At 48.3% G+C, this 18,603-nt stretch carries 19 protein-coding genes and 4 rRNA genes; 14 read left to right on the top strand and 9 right to left on the bottom strand.

Annotated elements, in window-relative coordinates; translation table 11 throughout:
- From DYD62_RS23175 to rrf (DYD62_RS23160), 4 genes are all read left to right on the top strand, one after another.
- Positions 1-305: ribosomal RNA gene (locus tag DYD62_RS23175) — 16S ribosomal RNA — on the top strand; the annotation flags it as partial.
- Between the two features lie 302 nt (positions 306-607).
- Positions 608-3,491, top strand: a 23S ribosomal RNA gene (locus tag DYD62_RS23170).
- Between the two features lie 148 nt (positions 3,492-3,639).
- Positions 3,640-3,753 (top strand): 5S ribosomal RNA (gene rrf / locus DYD62_RS23165).
- 127 nt (positions 3,754-3,880) lie between these two features.
- A 5S ribosomal RNA gene (rrf, locus tag DYD62_RS23160) occupies positions 3,881-3,994 on the top strand.
- Between the two features lie 101 nt (positions 3,995-4,095).
- On the opposite strand, the gene DYD62_RS23155 is transcribed toward rrf (DYD62_RS23160), so the two are convergent.
- Positions 4,096-4,668 carry an acetate uptake transporter gene (locus tag DYD62_RS23155; RefSeq protein WP_115230225.1) on the bottom strand — a complete coding sequence of 191 codons (573 nt, stop codon included), beginning with the start codon at positions 4,666-4,668 and terminating at the stop codon, positions 4,096-4,098.
- A gap of 295 nt (positions 4,669-4,963) precedes the next feature.
- Between DYD62_RS23155 and DYD62_RS23150 the strand changes: the two genes are divergently transcribed.
- Complete coding sequence (locus tag DYD62_RS23150; protein ID WP_046352157.1) at positions 4,964-5,734, top strand: HAD-IIA family hydrolase; 771 nt, start codon at positions 4,964-4,966, stop codon at positions 5,732-5,734.
- Here DYD62_RS23150 and DYD62_RS23145 read toward each other — a convergent pair.
- Entirely contained in the window at positions 5,731-6,207 is a 477-nt protein-coding gene (locus DYD62_RS23145; RefSeq protein ID WP_165928806.1) for an AtaL-like protein, read from the bottom strand. The two genes, DYD62_RS23150 and DYD62_RS23145, sit on opposite strands and share 4 nt — an antisense overlap.
- A 546-nt stretch (positions 6,208-6,753) precedes the next feature.
- Here DYD62_RS23145 and DYD62_RS23140 point away from each other — a divergent pair.
- Positions 6,754-7,470 (top strand): LOG family protein, encoded by a 717-nt coding sequence (locus DYD62_RS23140; protein WP_099400191.1) that lies wholly within the window; start codon positions 6,754-6,756, stop codon positions 7,468-7,470.
- A gap of 54 nt (positions 7,471-7,524) precedes the next feature.
- Here the strand turns inward: DYD62_RS23140 and DYD62_RS23135 are convergent, their stop codons facing one another.
- Complete coding sequence (locus DYD62_RS23135) at positions 7,525-9,081, bottom strand: lytic transglycosylase (RefSeq protein WP_115230223.1); 1,557 nt, start codon at positions 9,079-9,081, stop codon at positions 7,525-7,527.
- Positions 9,082-9,180: 99 nt separating this feature from the next.
- Complete coding sequence (gloB, locus tag DYD62_RS23130; RefSeq protein WP_115230222.1) at positions 9,181-9,933, bottom strand: hydroxyacylglutathione hydrolase; 753 nt, start codon at positions 9,931-9,933, stop codon at positions 9,181-9,183.
- A gap of 6 nt (positions 9,934-9,939) precedes the next feature.
- Between gloB and DYD62_RS23125 the strand changes: the two genes are divergently transcribed.
- A complete protein-coding gene (locus tag DYD62_RS23125; protein ID WP_115230221.1) occupies positions 9,940-10,707 on the top strand; it encodes a class I SAM-dependent methyltransferase in 768 nt (255 codons plus the stop codon).
- A gap of 1 nt (position 10,708) precedes the next feature.
- Here the strand turns inward: DYD62_RS23125 and DYD62_RS23120 are convergent, their stop codons facing one another.
- Complete coding sequence (locus DYD62_RS23120; RefSeq protein ID WP_132038786.1) at positions 10,709-11,002, bottom strand: hypothetical protein; 294 nt, start codon at positions 11,000-11,002, stop codon at positions 10,709-10,711.
- A gap of 24 nt (positions 11,003-11,026) precedes the next feature.
- On the opposite strand from DYD62_RS23120, the gene rnhA reads away from it, so the two are divergent.
- From rnhA to DYD62_RS23095, 5 genes are all read left to right on the top strand, one after another.
- Positions 11,027-11,470, top strand: coding sequence for a ribonuclease HI (rnhA, locus tag DYD62_RS23115; RefSeq protein ID WP_115230219.1), 444 nt, complete (start codon positions 11,027-11,029; stop codon positions 11,468-11,470).
- Positions 11,470-12,186 (top strand): DNA polymerase III subunit epsilon, encoded by a 717-nt coding sequence (gene dnaQ / locus DYD62_RS23110; RefSeq protein ID WP_099399347.1) that lies wholly within the window; start codon positions 11,470-11,472, stop codon positions 12,184-12,186. Before rnhA ends, dnaQ begins: the two co-directional genes overlap by 1 nt.
- On the top strand, positions 12,183-12,884 hold the full coding sequence (gene ispD / locus DYD62_RS23105) for a 2-C-methyl-D-erythritol 4-phosphate cytidylyltransferase (RefSeq protein WP_115230218.1): 702 nt from the start codon (positions 12,183-12,185) through the stop codon (positions 12,882-12,884). Before dnaQ ends, ispD begins: the two co-directional genes overlap by 4 nt.
- Positions 12,885-12,987: 103 nt before the next feature.
- Complete coding sequence (ispF, locus tag DYD62_RS23100; RefSeq protein ID WP_115230228.1) at positions 12,988-13,461, top strand: 2-C-methyl-D-erythritol 2,4-cyclodiphosphate synthase; 474 nt, start codon at positions 12,988-12,990, stop codon at positions 13,459-13,461.
- A gap of 14 nt (positions 13,462-13,475) precedes the next feature.
- Positions 13,476-14,186 (top strand): hypothetical protein, encoded by a 711-nt coding sequence (locus DYD62_RS23095; protein WP_115230217.1) that lies wholly within the window; start codon positions 13,476-13,478, stop codon positions 14,184-14,186.
- A gap of 9 nt (positions 14,187-14,195) precedes the next feature.
- Here the strand turns inward: DYD62_RS23095 and DYD62_RS23090 are convergent, their stop codons facing one another.
- The 3 genes from DYD62_RS23090 to DYD62_RS23080 all read right to left on the bottom strand — a co-directional run bounded on the left by DYD62_RS23090 (position 14,196) and on the right by DYD62_RS23080 (position 16,084).
- On the bottom strand, positions 14,196-14,927 hold the full coding sequence (locus tag DYD62_RS23090) for a UDP-2,3-diacylglucosamine diphosphatase (RefSeq protein ID WP_115230216.1): 732 nt from the start codon (positions 14,925-14,927) through the stop codon (positions 14,196-14,198).
- A 64-nt stretch (positions 14,928-14,991) separates the two neighbouring features.
- Positions 14,992-15,495, bottom strand: a complete 504-nt coding sequence (locus DYD62_RS23085; RefSeq protein WP_115230215.1) for a peptidylprolyl isomerase — start codon at positions 15,493-15,495, stop codon at positions 14,992-14,994.
- Between the two features lie 19 nt (positions 15,496-15,514).
- Positions 15,515-16,084 carry a peptidylprolyl isomerase gene (locus DYD62_RS23080; protein WP_115230214.1) on the bottom strand — a complete coding sequence of 190 codons (570 nt, stop codon included), beginning with the start codon at positions 16,082-16,084 and terminating at the stop codon, positions 15,515-15,517.
- Between the two features lie 173 nt (positions 16,085-16,257).
- On the opposite strand from DYD62_RS23080, the gene coq7 reads away from it, so the two are divergent.
- Both coq7 and DYD62_RS23070 read left to right on the top strand, forming a co-directional pair.
- Positions 16,258-16,893 carry a 2-polyprenyl-3-methyl-6-methoxy-1,4-benzoquinone monooxygenase gene (coq7, locus tag DYD62_RS23075; protein WP_115230213.1) on the top strand — a complete coding sequence of 212 codons (636 nt, stop codon included), beginning with the start codon at positions 16,258-16,260 and terminating at the stop codon, positions 16,891-16,893.
- A gap of 126 nt (positions 16,894-17,019) precedes the next feature.
- The gene (locus DYD62_RS23070) at positions 17,020-17,838 is read left to right on the top strand and encodes a formate/nitrite transporter family protein (protein WP_115230212.1); all 819 of its coding nucleotides are present in this window, start codon (positions 17,020-17,022) and stop codon (positions 17,836-17,838) included.
- 41 nt (positions 17,839-17,879) lie between these two features.
- Here the strand turns inward: DYD62_RS23070 and DYD62_RS23065 are convergent, their stop codons facing one another.
- Entirely contained in the window at positions 17,880-18,299 is a 420-nt protein-coding gene (locus tag DYD62_RS23065; protein WP_115230211.1) for an OsmC family protein, read from the bottom strand.
- Positions 18,300-18,603 lie beyond the last annotated feature (304 nt).

Genomic DNA, 18,603 nt, shown 5'->3' with positions numbered 1-18,603 from the left:
CAATGGTCGGTACAGAGGGTTGCCAAGCCGCGAGGTGGAGCTAATCTCATAAAACCGATCGTAGTCCGGATTGGAGTCTGCACTCGACTCCATGAAGTCGGAATCGCTAGTAATCGCGGATCAGCATGTCGCGGTGAATACGTTCCCGGGCCTTGTACACACCGCCCGTCACACCATGGGAATGGGTTTCACCAGAAGTAGGTAGGCTAACCGTAAGGAGGCCGCTTACCACGGTGGGATTCATGACTGGGGTGAAGTCGTAACAAGGTAGCCGTAGGGGAACCTGCGGCTGGATCACCTCCTTTCAAGAGAAGACTTTTGGATTGAGTACTCACACTCATCGACTGTAGGTTTAGGGATTGTTGATTAGGATTCAGAATTGATGTGATTTAATAAAGTCACATTTATTCTGGTTTCTAAAATCAGCAAGACAGTAACTTGATCTTTAAAAAAATAGAAGAAGTAATACTCAAATTTAGAAATAAATAAGGGTAGATTGTATCAAAATCGATTGTTCGAAGTCAGAACTGATAATCGATGTCGCAAACAAAGCGAAATCAGATACTTCGAATTGTATTAACTTGTTGATACGTGTTTGAGGTTATAGGATCAAGCGACTAAGTGCATCTGGTGGATGCCTTGGCGATGATAGGCGAAGAAGGACGCGTTAGCCTGCGAAAAGCAGGGGGAGCTGGCAAATAAGCATTGATCCCGTGATATCCGAATGGGGAAACCCGGCCCTTTTGGGTCATCCATGACTGAATACATAGGTCATGAGAAGCGAACTCGGCGAACTGAAACATCTAAGTAGCCGAAGGAAAAGAAATCAACCGAGATTCCCAAAGTAGTGGGAGCGAAATGGGAAGAGCCTGCATGTGATAAATCAAACTTTAGTGGAACAGTCTGGAAGTCTGGCGACAGTGGGTGATAGCCCGTACACGAAAAGATTGGTTGGTACTAAGCATGCGACAAGTAGGGCGGGACACGAGAAATCCTGTTTGAAGATGGGGGGACCATCCTCCAAGGCTAAATACTCATCATCGACCGATAGTGAACCAGTACCGTGAGGGAAAGGCGAAAAGAACCCCGGGAGGGGAGTGAAATAGAACCTGAAACCGGATGCATACAAACAGTGGGAGCCCTTGAAAAATGGGGTGACTGCGTACCTTTTGTATAATGGGTCAGCGACTACGTTCAGTAGCAAGCTTAACCGAGTAGGGGAGGCGTAGGGAAACCGAGTCCGAATAGGGCGCATAGTTGCTGGGCGTAGACCCGAAACCAAGTGATCTATCCATGGCCAGGATGAAGGTGCGGTAACACGCACTGGAGGTCCGAACCCACTAATGTTGCAAAATTAGGGGATGAGCTGTGGATAGGGGTGAAAGGCTAAACAAACTTGGAAATAGCTGGTTCTCCTCGAAAACTATTTAGGTAGTGCCTCATGTATCACTGACGGGGGTAAAGCACTGTTATGGCTAGGGGTCATCGCGACTTACCAAACCATGGCAAACTCTGAATACCGTCAAGTGCGAGCATGGGAGACAGACTGTGGGTGCTAACGTCCATGGTCAAGAGGGAAACAACCCAGATCGCCGTCTAAGGTCCCAAATAATCAGTTAAGTGGAAAACGAGGTGGGAAGGCATAGACAGCCAGGATGTTGGCTTAGAAGCAGCCATCATTTAAAGAAAGCGTAATAGCTCACTGGTCGAGTCGTCCTGCGCGGAAGATGTAACGGGGCTCAAACTGATAACCGAAGACGCGAATATGCACGATGTGCATATGGTAGAGGAGCGTTCCGTAGGCCTGCGAAGGTGTCTTGAGAAGGATGCTGGAGGTATCGGAAGTGCGAATGCTGACATGAGTAGCGATAATGCGGGTGAAAAGCCCGCACACCGAAAACCCAAGGTTTCCTGCGCAACGTTCATCGGCGCAGGGTGAGTCGGCCCCTAAGGCGAGGCAGAAATGCGTAGTCGATGGACAACGGGTTAATATTCCCGTACCGATATAAAGTGCGATGGGGGGACGGAGAAAGGTAGGTCAGCCCACTGTTGGAATAGTGGGTTTAAGCGAGTAGGCGTGTGGCTTAGGCAAATCCGGGCTGCTTTAACGCTGAGACGTGACGACGAAGTCTTCGGACTGAAGTGATTGATCCTATGCTTCCAAGAAAAGCCTCTAAGCTTCAGCTTTATATTGACCGTACCGCAAACCGACACAGGTGGGTAGGAAGAGAATTCTAAGGTGCTTGAGAGAACTCAGGAGAAGGAACTCGGCAAATTATCACCGTAACTTCGGGAGAAGGTGAGCCCATATTAGGTGAAGGCCCTTGCGGCTGGAGCTGACATGGGTCGCAGAGAAATGGGGGCTGCGACTGTTTATCAAAAACACAGCACTCTGCAAAGTCGAAAGACGACGTATAGGGTGTGACGCCTGCCCGGTGCTGGAAGATTAAATGATGGGGTGCAAGCTCTTGACTGAAGTCCCAGTAAACGGCGGCCGTAACTATAACGGTCCTAAGGTAGCGAAATTCCTTGTCGGGTAAGTTCCGACCCGCACGAATGGCGTAACGATGGCCCTACTGTCTCCTCCTGAGACTCAGCGAAGTTGAAATGTTTGTGAAGATGCAATCTCCCCGCTGCTAGACGGAAAGACCCCGTGAACCTTTACTGTAGCTTTGCATTGGACTTTGAAGTGGTTTGTGTAGGATAGGTGGGAGACATTGAAGCATGGACGCTAGTCTGTGTGGAGTCGTCCTTGAAATACCACCCTGACCCCTTTGAGGTTCTAACCTTGGTCCGTTATCCGGATCGGGGACCGTGCATGGTAGGCAGTTTGACTGGGGCGGTCTCCTCCCAAATTGTAACGGAGGAGCTCGAAGGTCGCCTAGGTACGGTCGGACATCGTACTGATAGTGTAATGGCATAAGGCGGCTTAACTGCGAGACAGACAAGTCGAGCAGGTGCGAAAGCAGGACATAGTGATCCGGTGGTTCTGAATGGAAGGGCCATCGCTCAACGGATAAAAGGTACTCCGGGGATAACAGGCTGATTCCGCCCAAGAGTTCACATCGACGGCGGAGTTTGGCACCTCGATGTCGGCTCATCACATCCTGGGGCTGTAGCCGGTCCCAAGGGTATGGCTGTTCGCCATTTAAAGTGGTACGTGAGCTGGGTTCAAAACGTCGTGAGACAGTTTGGTCCCTATCTGCAGTGGGCGTTGGAAATTTGAGGGGGGCTGCTCCTAGTACGAGAGGACCGGAGTGGACAGATCTCTGGTGTACCGGTTGTCACGCCAGTGGCATCGCCGGGTAGCTAAATCTGGAAGAGATAAGCGCTGAAAGCATCTAAGCGCGAAACTCGCCTCAAGATGAGATTTCCCCAAGGCTTTAAGCCTTTTAAAGGGTCGTTCGAGACCAGGACGTTGATAGGTCGGGTGTGGAAGCGCAGTAATGCGTTAAGCTAACCGATACTAATTGCCCGTAAGGCTTGATCCTATAACCTGAAGCGCGTGTGTGCGACGGTATAATCTACCCAAGATTAGAGCTGAATTTGAGAAACAAGCAGTACAAAGTAATATATTACTTCTTCTATTGAACTGAACGCGTTGCAGAGTAGTAAGTGCAACGAGTTAACCCGTTAAAGTCTGGCGACCATAGCGAGGTGGTCCCACTCCTTCCCATCCCGAACAGGACAGTGAAACACCTTAGCGCCGATGATAGTGCAGATTACCTGTGTGAAAGTAGGTCATTGCCAGACACCCTAAGCCGTACCAAGATCCCCGTACTCAAAAGAGGCGGGGGTTTTGCTATAAGTGAAGCAGTTGTTTTTTGCTAAAAAATTAGACTACTTGCTGAGTATAATGAGCAAGTACAGACCGTTTAAGTCTGGTGACCATAGCGAGGTGGTCCCACTCCTTCCCATCCCGAACAGGACAGTGAAACACCTTAGCGCCGATGATAGTGCAGATTACCTGTGTGAAAGTAGGTCATTACCAGACACCCCTTTGTTGAGTAGATATCATATTCACTCAAAACAAAAGCCCCGATATCGTTTGATATCGGGGCTTTTGTTTGTGTTGAAAAAACAGAGAGTAAGGTGTTAGCCGAGTGGCATCACTTCTTTTCCATACATCTCATTCAGTATTTGAGCCATTGCTGCATAAATAGCAGATGCGCCGCAAATGATACCTTCAATACCTGCTAGTTGTTTGATCATTGGATTAGCAGTGTAATCACCAAGGGCGAGCAGGGCAAAAAGAATCGTGAGAGAGCCAAAGATAAATTGGGTCGCTTTATTGAGTTTGAGCGTGCCAACAAACAGAAATGCCGTAAAAATGCCCCACATGGTGAGGTAGGCGGTCATGCTGTTTACTGAGCTTGCTTCTGCTAGGCCCAGCTTAGGTAAAATCAGTAGGGCTACCAGTGAGAGCCAAAACATGCCGTAGGACGTGAATGCGACGGTGCCAAAGGTATTGCCTTTCTTCCATTCCAGCAGGCCTGCAATCACTTGAGCAATACCTCCGTAGAAAATGCCCATCGCGATGATCATCGCACTAAGCTCTGTTACGCCTGCGTTGTGCAGATTTAGTAGTATGGTTGTCATACCAAAGCCCAGTAATCCTAATGGAGCTGGATTGGCGGTTTGATCATGCGTATGAAGAGTCTGAGACATATTAAGTTCTGTTTGAATTTTTAAAGAGGCGCGATTATACCGAGCTTCTTCAGATAAAAATTTGGCTTAGATTAACTTGGCAGTATTTACCTTCTGAACGGTGCTATCTTCTTGTTTTTAATGGATAAGTTAGATGTGGTCTGAATGATTTTGTAATAAGGGGTTATGCCTTGGGAGTTTTTAGCGTTCATGATTTTTTATAGGGGGTAAAAAATCATGCGTTTCGTATTGGCCTGTTAATAAAATGGCAGTAAGAGTAAGCTTAAAGCAGGGATATATTTATAAGGAGAGGGAAATGGTTAAAAGTATTATTTCTGATATGGATGGTGTGATTTATCGTGGTAAACAATTAATCCCCGGTGCAAATGAGTTTGTTCAGCGTTTATTAAGTAGTAAATTACCGTTTTTATTTTTAACTAATAATGCTGAACAAACCCCGCTCGATTTAAAACTAAAGCTGGAAGCGTTGGGTATTCACGGGTTAAGCGAAGAGAATTTTATTACCAGTGCCATGGCAACTGCGATGTTTTTACGCAGCCAGAAAGAGCGCGCTACCGTTTTTATTATTGGTGGCGGAGGCTTAATTAACGAACTTTATAATGTGGGCTTTTCTATTTCAGAAAGTAAGCCTGATTATGTGGTGGTAGCAAAATCGAGCAGCTTTAATTTCGATCAGATGAAAAAAGCGGTACGCTTTATTGACGGTGGCGCTAAATTTATTGGTACTAATCCCGATATGATTGATCCGGTTGAAGGCGGGAGCGAGCCTGCTGCGGGAACAATCCTTGCTGCTATTTCAGCGGCTACGGGCAAGACACCCTATATCGTGGGTAAGCCTAATGCTTTGATGATGACATTGGCGACGCGTAAATTGGGTGTGCATCCCGAAGATACGTTGATGATTGGTGACAGAATGGATACGGATATTGTAGGGGGCATGGAGGCGGGCATGAAAACTGCTTTGGTGCTTTCTGGTGTATCAAATACCGAGATGATTGAACAATTTCCGTATAAACCGGATTATGTGTTCAATCATGTCGGAGAAATTGATTTTACTGCGCTTTAAACTGGGCTGGCCGGGGTATTTAACCGGCCTTCTGCGGCCAATTCTCTAATTTTTTGAATCGTTTCCAAATCCGTTTGTTGCCAAGCAGCTTTCAGGAACTTTGCATACTCTTCTTCTTCGCCCTGATCGTTCATCGGTGTTTGATAATGGAAGCGAACAAACAGCATATTGGTTTCAGGTTCTTCGATTTTCATCAGCAGGGTACCGCCGGCATGTTGTTCACCCGGCTCGGTGTCATAACGCACATGCACTTCATTAAGCAGATGGATGCGATCCTGGATGTGCAAGGCACCAATGATGATTTTTCTAAGTAGATGCACATCGCTGCGCTCAATAATTTCTACACTATCAATATGCGCCATAAACAGATCAGGAGCTTCTGCACGAAGCACTAAGCCCTTCCAGAGCTCTGCTCTGTTCAGGATAAAATCATTGGATGGGTCATTAACGGCGACCAAGTGCTCTAATTGCAAAATAACTCTCCTTAAAACGCTAGTATAGTGAATGTGCGGCTTGGCATAACGGTGATTATTGTTAGGGTAGCCATGCGTATTTGCAAGGGCTGAGCCGCAGCGGGTTGTGCTCAGGATGCTGTTTTTCTGGGTAATCCTCCTGATTTATTCCATATTGCGTGGTGTTTGCATTCGCAGGGGCTTAGATTCGAGACGGTTTGGACTTAATAATAAAGTCTACAGGTGCCTGTTCTGCCTTATCTGTTAAACGATGATTCTGGGCTTATTGGTTTTGTAATTGATTCACCGAGATAGTCTCTGCTGCTGTGTTGGTTGTATTTTGCAGCTGCGCAGATCATCTGAGTGAAATGGCGCGTGTAATTGTACTTTGGTTAATTATTTGTATGTGTATATACTTTAGTGATGCCATTTTTTATTGGTCTTATTTTTAATGATAAATAAGTAATGACTTGAAAATATTATGGTTTTTGGAGAGATACATTTATTCACAATAAATATTGTGATAATTCGCTCTGTATTATTAATTTGCCGTATGGGATAAAAAAAATGATAAATCCAAACAATAAGCCAATAGGCGTGATTGATGATGAGCAGGCGCTGGATATTGTGGGTGATGCCGTGCTTAAGCTCTGGGACGTGGTTGATGAATTGGCGCGCTTACGTCCTGCGCATACGCCGGATTATCATGTCACAATCTTTGGTTCGGCGCGTATTCAGGATGGATCAGCCGCTTATGAAGCGGTTAAACAGCTGGCAAGTGAATTAGCTGCAATGGGATGTCGTATTGTTACAGGTGGAGGGCCAGGCTTGATGCAGGCCGCGAATGAAGGGGCGAGGGAAGGGGCTCCGGATCGGCCGGAAGCATCAGTAGGCATTCGGGTTGATTTAGATTTTGAACAAAATGTGAATGATTTTGTGGGCAAAGTTTATGAGCACAAAACATTTTTTTCCCGTTTGCATCATTTTATTTTGCGCTCAAATGCATTTATTGTTACATCAGGCGGGATTGGTACTTTATTAGAATTATCGATGGTATGGCAGCTGATTCAGGTGCGTAAACTTTATGACACGCCTTTGATTCTGGTCGGGGAGATGTGGCACGAGCAGGTCGATTGGGCCCGTCGTTATATGGTTGAAAATAATGCGGGTCTTGCCAGTGAAGTGGATATGCAGATTCCTATTGTCGTTGATACGATTGAAGATGCTGTTCAGCTGATCAGAGAGCATCATGAGAAATGGCAAATTGTAGGTTCTTCTTTATAAAGAAATAAAAAAGCCTCTGAACTTTTCAGAGGCTTTTTTATTTAAGCGGTTTTTTTAATAAATAACGAGCTTAGTGCCTGCCTGAATTGATTTGGCGCCATTCCATTTTTTCAGATCGGCAGTGGCTACTTTGTAGCGTTTAGAAATCGATGCAAAGGTGTCGCCGCGTTTGGCGATATATTCACGGCCATCTTTGCCTGCCGCCACACTTTCCGGCCGGGCTGAGACACGTAAAATTTGACCGATTTGCACTTGAGCATCAGCTGCTTTATTCATGGCCTGAAGTTGGGCTACATTCATGCCGTAGCGTTTTGCAATATTGTAAGCCGTGTCACCCTTGATGACGCGATGCTCCGCGCTCGCGAGCACGGGCGCATGAGGTTTATCATTGGCGCCTGTATCAACGGGCTCAGCGGCTCGATTGGCTGCTAAGGCAGTGAGGGTCTGCCGGTCAGAGACATCGAGGCCGGTAATTTTAGGCACCAGAATCGTCTGGCCACGGGCGATGCGCTCTCGGCCACCGATATCATTGATTTCTTTCAGCTCACTTGCTGCAACGCCAAATGCGCTTGCTAGCTGTTCAAAAGATTCACCCTGCTTGGTCACATAGGGTTGCCAGTTAAGCAGGGGCTTGTCGTAGTCAGCTAGGTTTTTTTGGAAAGCCGCTACTTTGGCGACAGGTAATACCAATGAACGATCATCTTTATAAGCAATCACGGGGCGGATAAACCCCGGGTTGAGTCGCAGTAATTCTTCAACAGGCGTTTCGGCCAGCTCCGCTGCCACTTTTACATCCATATGTTTGCCAACAGTCAGGGTGGCAAAATAAGGCTTATTAGGCAGGGATTCAAGGGTTACGCCATAGGCGCCAGGATTAGCAATGATGTTCCGTACAGCCAGTAGCTTTGGCACATAGTTTCGTGTTTCGTCTGGCATACGTAGATCAATAAACTGAGTACCTAGGCTTGCTGCTTCATTTTTTGCTACAGCGCGTGCTACTGCGGTCGGGCCCCAGTTATACGAGGCTAAAGCAAGCTGCCAGTCGCCAAACTGGCCGTAACTGCTGCTCAGGTAATCCAGAGCGGCGCTGGTGGCGGCAACAACATCACGGCGGCCGTCATACCACCATGTGCGCTCAAGGCCGTAATCCTTGCCTGTGGCAGGCATAAACTGCCACATACCCGCTGCTTTTACCGATGATTCTGCCCTAGGGTTAAAGGCGGATTCGATCATGGGTAAAAGCGCGATTTCCATAGGCATACCGCGTTTTTCAACTTCATTCACCACATAATACAAATAGGGTGTGCCACGTTTGATGATGCGGTTCAGGTATTCAGGGCGGCTGGCGTAGTAGTTTTCCCATTTGCTGACTAATTGATGGTCCAGCTCAGGGATGGTAAATCCGGTACGGACACGGGCCCACAAATCGGCGTACTCCGGGGCGCTGACCACATCAGAAAACAGCGCATCGATTGTACGATATGTGTCATCTTGAGGATCGAAATTGGGATTATGCAGCTGATAATCCAGCTTGGCTGGGGCGTCAGTATCTGCGTAAGAACCCAAGGAACACAGACCTGAGATGAGACCAACGAGGATGCTTTGTTTCATGGGTACCTGCGCTAATAAATACAAATAATCGAGCGATGCTGCCGCTGCTGTCTAATCTTGTCAATCTGTTTATGCTTAATGGCAGATATTCCTTTGAAATCAACGGAAGTTATCTTTCCACTTGCGCAGCGCAGCAAAAATCTCTACCGCTGTTTCCGTATGTGGATTTTGCTGGCGGGCGGCGTGGATGACACTCTTTTGATTGCAGCGTAAATAAGGATTGCTGGCTTTTTCTTTAGCAATAGTTGAAGGCAGGGTGGAGAGTGCTTGCTGACGCAGTGCCGTGTCGGATTGTATCCGTTCGAGTAAGGCCTGATTATCAGGCTCTACTGCAAGAGCGAACTTAAGATTGGCGAGTGTGTATTCATGGGTACAGCAAACAAGCGTGTGATCAGGAAGCGCTGCAAAGCGCTGCAGGGACGTATACATTTGCTCAGCATTGCCTTCAAAAAGCCGTCCGCAGCCAGCGGCAAACAGCGTGTCACCACAAAAGAGTGCATCTGCCCCTACGTAGGCCAAATGATCCAAAGTGTGGCCAGGTACGGCCAGAACTTTAAAATCCGTATCAAGCAGGTGTAATGTTTCGCCTTCTTGCACCGGGTTGGAAACATTTTTGATTCCGGCGGGTCCGAATACAGGCATCTGGTAGTGAGACCAGAGTACAGGCAGGCCATCGATATGATCGTGATGATGGTGAGTAATCAAAACCCCCGCCAGTTCTAACTGATTTTCTTTGAGATAATGAATCAAAGGCAGAGCATCGCCTGGGTCTACAGCAATGGCATGACGGCCTTTTTGCAAAACCCAGATATAATTGTCTTCGAAAATTGGCACGGCGCTGATGCGGATCATAAAAGAATGCCTTTAAATGTTGATGCTCGATTGAACCACTTTGCGGATTGGCTCGCCACCCCATTAGGTCACTATTTGGCTAGTGCGGAGATGGATTGGTACGACCGTACTGTGACTGATATTTTTGGCTATAAGGCGGTGCAGCTTGAATTGCCTCAGCTCGATTGCCTGCGGGCAAATCGCATGGCATGGCGTTTTCAGGCTGGGCAAACTGCGGGTGTGGCTTTGTGCTGCACGGGTGAGGCGCTGCCTTTTGCTAATCAGAGCATCGATTTACTTGTTCTGCCCCATGTGCTGGATTTTGCGGCTAACCCAGAAGCCGTGTTAAGTGAGGCAGAGCGCGTATTAATGCCGGAAGGGCGCTTATTGATCACGGGGTTTAATCCGTGGAGCCTGTGGGGGCTGCGCCGGTTAAGAAATGGCGCTCATCCTGCACCATGGCGTGGCAATTTTGTGTCTTTGCCTAGGCTGAAAGATTGGTTAGCCTTGCTGGGCTTTGAAACCATGCGGGCTGAATTTCTTTGTTATGGCCTGCCAGTGCAAAGAGAGAAATGGCTGTCCAGAAGCCGGTTTCTAGAAGATGCGGGGGATCGGTGGTGGCCTGCTGCAGGGGGCGTGTATTGCTTAGATGTGGTGAAACGAGTGCATGGCATGCGTTTAATAGGTCACAAATGGCGCACTGCACCTGTTGTTACGGGCGCTGCAGTGGCAGGTGTTGATAAAAGACATGTACTAAAAAGAGATTTGCAAGGCAGTGATCCCCTGATGAAGTGATTTAAGTTTTATTATGCGGGCTGGGCTGATCGCAGCGGCGTGCGGTATCACTCATTTCTTGTAAGGTTTTAAGGCCATCTGCCCGGTTTTTGATGGACAGTTTAATTTCATGGCCGCTTCCCAGATTGCCGCCGCCAAATGCGATGCGCAGCTCTTCATCGGTAATCTCTATGGTTTGCACTACGGTGAGATTGATAAATCGTTTTGTTTCGCTGCCCGGCACAGGCCATGGGCAAAAGGGCGCAGCAAAGACGCCGTTGCTCAATAGGGCCGTTATCATTAATAGTCGTTTCATACTGCGATTTTCCAGGATAAAAGAATGAATAAAGTAGTGATTTACACCGATGGTGCGTGTAAAGGCAATCCCGGTCCCGGAGGTTGGGGCGCTTGGTTACAGTATGGCGATAAACAAAAAGAATTGTGCGGAGGCGAGCTTGATACCACCAATAATCGCATGGAATTGATGGGGGTGATTAAAGCGTTGGGTATTTTAAACCGCCCTTGTGACGTGGTGATCTGGACTGACTCGCAATACGTTAAAAATGGCATCAGTACATGGATTCATGGCTGGAAGAAAAACGGTTGGAAAACGGCCGCGAAGCAGCCGGTTAAAAACGCCGATTTATGGCGTGAGCTGGATGTGGCTCAGGCCCGGCATCAGATTGAATGGTGCTGGGTAAAAGGGCACGCCGGGCACGAGGGCAATGAGCGTGCAGATCAACTGGCAAATAAAGGCGTAGAAATTGCGCAGGGACGTGGCTGATGCGGCAAATTATTCTTGATACCGAAACAACCGGTCTGCGAGTTGAAGACGGGAACCGAATTCTGGAAATTGCTGCGGTAGAAATGATAGATCGGCGTTTATCGTCGCCAGACCGGCATTTCCACTGTTATATCAATCCGGGCCGGGACAGTGAAGAAGGCGCTTTGAATGTGCACGGCTTAACAACAGAGTTTTTATCTGATAAGCCTAAGTTTGCGCAGATTGCAGATGAGTTCCTTGATTTTGTCGCCGGAGCCGAAATTATTATTCATAACGCTCCCTTCGATGTGGGCTATCTGAATATGGAGCTGGGTAAAATTGGCCGTGGCAAGTTTACTGATCATGTGGCCAATGTGATTGATACGCTGGTTATGGCTAAAGATCAGCGGCCAGGCAAGCGTAATAATCTGGATGCACTGTGCGATTTTTTTGATATCGACCGCAGTAATCGTACGTTGCACGGTGCATTAATCGATTGCGAGTTGTTGTCAGAAGTTTATCTGGGGCTGACCCGTGGTCAGGATAGCCTGCTGATTGATTTTGATCCTTATGCAGGTAACGATGCGGCTTTAGCTTTTGCTAAAAGTAATCGAAAACCACTGCGCATTATTAAGGCTACACCGGAAGAGCGGGCAGAGCATGAAGCTTATCTGGCTGTGTTAGATAAAAGCGTGAAGGGTGAGTGTCTGTGGCGGCAGATGGAAAAAGGTGCATGAAGCATATCGCGCTGATTCCTGCTGCGGGTAGCGGCTCACGGATGGCATCGCTTACACCCAAGCAATATCTTGATCTGTCAGGTAAGCCACTGATCTGGCATACCCTGTCCGCCCTGGCCAAAGTGGCCGAGCTGGATCGTATTGTGGTGGTCATCTCGCCGGAAGATGAATGGTGGGATAGTTTTGATTGGAGCGGGTTCGCGCGTTTGGAAGTGTTGCGCTGTGGCGGTGCCAGCCGTGCTGAATCGGTGCTTAATGGTTTGTACGCTGTGCAGGCTGCTGAGGATGACTGGGTTTTGGTGCACGATGCGGCCCGGCCCTGTCTTGATCCGGCTTTAGTCAGCCAAATGATCGCCGCGCTCACTGGCCACCCCGTAGGCGGTATTCTGGCTGTGCCTGTAGCGGATACCTTAAAGCTGGCACAGGCTGGCCAGCATATTGCACATACCCACCCAAGAGACGGCCTGTGGCAGGCCCAAACGCCGCAAATGTTTCGTGTAGCGCAACTGGCTCATGCCTTGGCCACAGGCATGGGGCCGGATATTACTGATGAAGCCAGTGCACTGGAGAAACTCGGTTTGCAGCCCCAATTAATCATGGGCAGCCCATGGAATTTAAAAGTCACTTACCCGCAAGATTTACGCCTTGCAGCGCTGATTCTGGTAGCGGGCCAACAGGATCAATCTGGCAAAGCTTGACGTGCAGGCTGTTCTTAATGAGCTGCCTGCGGAGTTAAAAGCCACTTACCCACACGTGATGCCTCGCTGTCTGAATTCTGGCAGCAGGCCAATAGGAAAAACAATGAGAATAGGACAAGGCTGGGACGTACATCGTCTGGTAGAAGGTCGTAAATTAATTTTGGGCGGAGTGGATATTCCTTTTGATAAGGGATTGCTCGGCCACTCGGATGCCGATGCCCTGCTGCATGCGATTACCGATGCCGTGTTGGGTGCAGCAGGTTTAGGCGATATTGGGCGGCATTTTCCTGATACAGCGGCTGAGTTTAAAGGTGCAGACAGCCGTGTTTTGCTGCGGGAGGCCGTGCGCCGAGTGCGGGAAGCAGGCTGGCAGATCGGCAATGTGGATGCATCCATCTTAATTCAGCAGCCTAAAATGGCGCCGCATATTGCTGCGATGGTGGCTAATATTGCCAGTGATTTGGGGGTGGCTCTGGGGCAAATTAATGTGAAGGCTAAAACGTACGAGAAACTGGGGCCTGTTGGCGCCTCAGAAGCAGTTGAGGCTCAGGCGGTGTGCCTGCTCTTGCCTTTGTAATGCAAGGAGGGCGTATGCGTATTTTCTTGCTGACGTGTTTGTTGTCATCCCTCGCTTTTGCTGATCAGCTTGATACGCTGGTTTTACAGCACAAAGTGCCCGATGAACTTGTGCCGGTATTACGTGCGGCTTTCCCAGAAGCCTCTATCCAAGGGATTCAGGGGCGATTATTGATCCGTGCCGCAGATCAGGCTCACTTCGACCAGATTGCGGCTATGGTGCGCAAACTGGATCAGCCCAGCCGCCGTTTGCAAATCAGCGTGCAGCAGCGAGATAGCGCATCATCCGCACAATTGGCGCTGGACGGGCAGGTGCTGATCTCCAATCAAGGCGTAAAAGGCGGAGTGCAAATCTCTGCTCATGAGCGGGCATCTTCTCAGCAGTCTCTGCAAACTCTGCGTGTGATGGATGGTGGCCGGGCCATGATCAAGCTAGGAAGTGAGCGATTTATACCAGTCAGGCGCTCAGGTTTTGCGGGGGAGTGGCAAACGGCCGCGAGTGGTTTTTGGGCGGAGCCTCGTTTAGTGGGTGATACCATTCACCTGCGCATTTTTCCTGAAAGTAGCCGGTTTGAGCGCGATGGAAGTATGGTCACTCATCAGATGAGCAGCGATATTTCATTTCGACTGGGGGAGTGGGTATTAGCTGGCGAGACAGTATCAACAGGCTTGCCGTCTGAAGGGCGGCAGCAATATCAGGTGTGGCTTAAGGTCGATGCAGATTAAGCTAGCCGGTTAAAACGGTGAACCATCAAGCTGATGAATGCTGAGCGTGTTGTTTTCCAGCTTTAAATAGCCACCCTGGCCCTGATACCAGTCGGGCAATACCCAGCGTTGTCCTTGTGGGAGTATGTGCATGGCAGGGCGATGAGTATGGCCGTGAATCAGTGTTTGGACGTGGTGCTGTGCCATCAGTTGTGCAGCGGCTTGAGGGTTAACATCCATAATGTCGCTGCGCTTCATTTGATTGGACGCTTTAGAACGTTGGCGTAGCTTTTCGACCTGACCTTGCCGCCAGCGTTTGGGCAGAGCTAGGAACAGGGTTTGTACCAAGGGGTGCCGGACAATACGCCGAAAGCGCTGATAAGCGAGATCATCGGTACAGAGTGCATCGCCGTGGGCAATTAATAGTGTTTGCCCATTGTATAGAATAGGGCTGGGGTCGGGCAGGATGCTGAGCTTGGCTGCAGATGCAAAGCGCGCGCTAGGTAAGAAATCACGGTTGCCTGCCAAAAAGAAAATTTTAACGCCTTGCCCGGCCAGCTGTGCGATCGCATGCACAATTTCTGCATTAAATGCTTCGTCTAAGCTATCGTCCCCAATCCAGAACTCAAATAAATCTCCCAAAATATACAAGGCACTGGCGGTGCGTGCAGGCCCTTGCAAAAAGGCGTGAAAAGCCGCTGTCGTTGCCGGATCGTTGGGAGAAAGATGAAGGTCTGAGATAAATAGAATGGGAGATGGCATTAAATTGGCTAGCTTGCGAGGTAAGGCAATGAGAGGTGCCAGCGAAGGCCGGCACCTGAAAACATTAAGCTAAAACTTCAGCCTTAATGATCATTACGTCTTCTTTTGGCACATCCTGGTGAAAGCCTTTGCTGCCGGTTTTTACGGCTTTCAGCTGATCAACCACTTCTTTACCTTCGATAACCTTGGCAAATACGCAGTAGCCGAAGCCCTGTGCGGTTGCGCTTTGGTAGTTCAGGAAGTCGTTATTCGCGACGTTAATAAAGAATTGTGAAGAAGCAGAATGTGGATCTGGCGTACGCGCCATAGCCAAGGTGTAGGCGTCGTTTTTCAAGCCATTGGCTGCTTCGTTTTTAATCGGAGCACGGCCTTCTTTCTTTTCATCCATTCCTGGCGCAAAACCACCGCCCTGCACCATAAAACCATTGATGATGCGATGGAAAATAGTGCCGTCGTAATGGCCTTCTTCTACGTATTGCAAGAAATTAGCGACGGTAATTGGTGCTTTTTCAGCGTTGAGTTCAACGATGATATCGCCAAAAGTAGTGGTGAGTTTTACTTTGCTCATGATGCTTCCTTTTTGAGTGTTATTTGCCTGACTTTTTGCCAAGCTCGCGGGCTGATTGAATGGTAATAGTATTCACGGGCACATCGCCGGGTGCTGTCGGGCTGACGCTGATTTGATCGACTACCGACAGGCCAGAAATCACTCTGCCAAAGACGGTGTAACCAAAGCCATCACGGCTTGGGTAGTTGAGAAAATCGTTGTTTTTTGAATTAATAAAAAACTGTGCGGTGGCCGAGTCAGGATCTGCTGTTCTGGCCATCGCAATGGTGCCGCGATCGTTTTTTAAGCCTTTTTCAAAAGCGATTTTGGCTTCATTCTTAACAGGCGAACGAGTTGGCTTTTCGGCCATTTTCTCGTCCATGCCTCCGCCTTGAATCATAAAATCACGAATCACGCGATGAAAAATAGTGCCATCGTATTGTTTGTCTTTAACATATTGTAAAAAATTTGCCACAGTCAGTGGGGCTTTTTCTGGATAAAGCTCGATCACCACTTTGCCTTTTGATGTGATCAATTCAACCTGCGGATTGGCTGCAAATGCACTCAGGCTGGCCAGAACCAGGCTTGCTGCAACAACAAGACGTTTCATCGTGTTTTTCCAAAGATGTGATTAAAGGGCGAAATTTCGCGCAATTATAGCACGCGGTAACTGCGCCCGTTACATGGCTCAAATCCATTACTGGCAATGGTTTACCCCGCAATTGCCATGGTTTTACTGCATTTATGGGGTAAAATAGCTTCATTCTATGGATTGATACCCTTATGCTGAAACTCCCTTCTCTGGACCAGTTTATTTCTGAGTTTGATACCGTCTTACGTACCTTGGCGGCTTCTGCGCAAAGCGTACGCCCGCATCCTGATGCTGCAGTTGCAGATATTGAAATGAGTTCGGCAGAAAAGCAGCATGCGGCAGGCCTGATGCGGGTAAATCATTGCGGGGAGGTGTGTGCTCAGGCTTTATATCAGGGCCAAGCCTTAACTGCGCGTGATCCGGCTACCCGCGATGCTTTACGTGAAGCGGCGCATGAAGAAGTTGAGCACTTGGCATGGACAGAAGCGCGCATTGCTGATTTAGGTAGCCATAAAAGCCTGCTTAACCCGCTTTGGTACGCAGGCTCTCTGGCGATTGGCGTTACCGCGGGGGTGATTGGGGATAAGTGGAATTTAGGCTTTTTGGCAGAAACCGAGCGCCAAGTTGCTGATCATTTGCAATCGCATCTGCGCGAGTTGCCCGGGCAGGATGCAAAGAGCAGGGCGATTGTTGCCCAGATGCATATTGATGAAACCCATCATGCAGAAAAAGCAGAAGAATTAGGAGCTGCACCTTTGCCGTTCCCTATTGTTAAAGCCATGAAACTTAGCTCAATTGTGATGACTTCACTTTCTTACCGGCTCTAAAAATTGAGCTAAATCAGAGCAAATTAAAATAGGGTGTATGACGAGTAAATAGTTTACAGATTTGCGCTTAGGCTTACAGATATAACGCTGATTAACGATTTACGTTATTTTGCTCTGGGGCCTCCTATGTCTGAAATGAACTCACCACAACAGATTGTTGATTATGTTGACCACGCTGCGCTCGATAAAGCCGCGCTGCCTTTTTCCCGTTTAATTGTGATGGCGATGCTGGGCGGTGCATTTATCGGCCTGGGGGGCTTATTGGCGATTGTGGTGACTGGTGGCTCTGTAGAATTACTGGCAAGTAATCCTGGGCTGGCAAAGCTTTTGTTCGGGGCGCTTTTTCCCTTGGGCTTTATTGCGGTGGTGCTGACAGGTGCAGATTTATTCACTTCAAACTGCGCAACCCAGGTTGTTTCTCTATGGAGAAAAAAGCTTAATCCTGCGCAGGTGCTTCGCGTATGGAGTGTTTCATATTCAGGTAATTTTATTGGCGCATGTTTAGCGGCCTGGGCGTTTACCCATATGACCCAGCTTTTCCCTGCAGGGCAGCCGTGCACTCAATACCTGCTTAGCGTGGCTGAGCATAAGCTGGCAAATCCCTTTATGGTGAGTTTTATGCGTGGGGTGTTGGCCAATCTTCTGGTTTGTATTGCAACATGGCAAGGATATTCTGCTAAAGATACGCTGGGCAGAATGCTGGGGATCTGGTTTCCCGTGATGGCGTTTGTTGCGCTGGGCATGGAGCACAGTATTGCCAATATGTTTTTTATTCCGGCAGCGATGCTGGCTGGGCTGGATATTACTTGGGCGCACTTTTTTACTGCTAACTTATTGCCGGTTACTCTGGGTAATTTAGTGGGGGGGGCTCTTTTTGTGGGGCTGCCGTATGCCTATATCTATACCAGACCACAAAAAAATACAGCAGCTGCAAAAAAAATCTGAAATCTATATTTTTTGTAAAAAACGCGCCAGTGGCGCGTTTTTTATTGGGCTTCAATCACCACAAAGTCATGGGTAATAATTGCGCTTTTTGCCAGCATGATCGATGCAGAACAATACTTTTCTGCAGATAATTTGATCGCTCGCTCCACCTGTTCGGCTTTTAAATCTTTACCTGTTACGGTGTAGTGCAAGTGAATTTTTGTGAAAACTTTGGGCTCTGTATCTGCGCGTTCTGCATCAACGTCTACAACGCAGTCCCTGACGTCTGCCCGGCCTTTTTTGAGGATATGGATAACATCATAAGCCGAGCAGCCTGCCGTGCCCATCAGTACCATTTCCATCGGTCTGGGGCCCAGATTCCGGCCTCCACCCTCTGGCGGGCCATCCATAAGCACTGCATGGCCTGATTCTGACTGAGCTAAAAAACTCACTTCTTCTACCCATTTAACGCGCACTTTCATTTCGTTTTTCCTGTGTTTGCCGGGGTTTTTATGCATGGTTTATTGCCCTGGTAGCATGCCGGACATCGCGCCTGGTATTTTGCATCGCAAAATATGTCTTGTCATGCTTTCTGTCTCACGTGATAATGGCCCTAACATCAGAGTGTTTTTTACTTTGTTGTTGTCTCCTCCATCCTCCTTTTTGGTGGGATTTCACGCAATCCAGATGGGTTGCGTTTTTTTTAGACTAGGCCCATTTTTGAAATGGGTAGTCACTAGATTTGACAAGTAAATGCGGGTACAGATATAATCCGCGACTTTCTCA

It is taken from the genome of Iodobacter fluviatilis (assembly GCF_900451195.1).
Classification (GTDB): Bacteria; Pseudomonadota; Gammaproteobacteria; order Burkholderiales; family Chitinibacteraceae; genus Iodobacter; species Iodobacter fluviatilis.
Note: the sequence above shows the minus strand (reverse complement) of the source record. Positions and strands in the feature narration are given on the sequence as shown.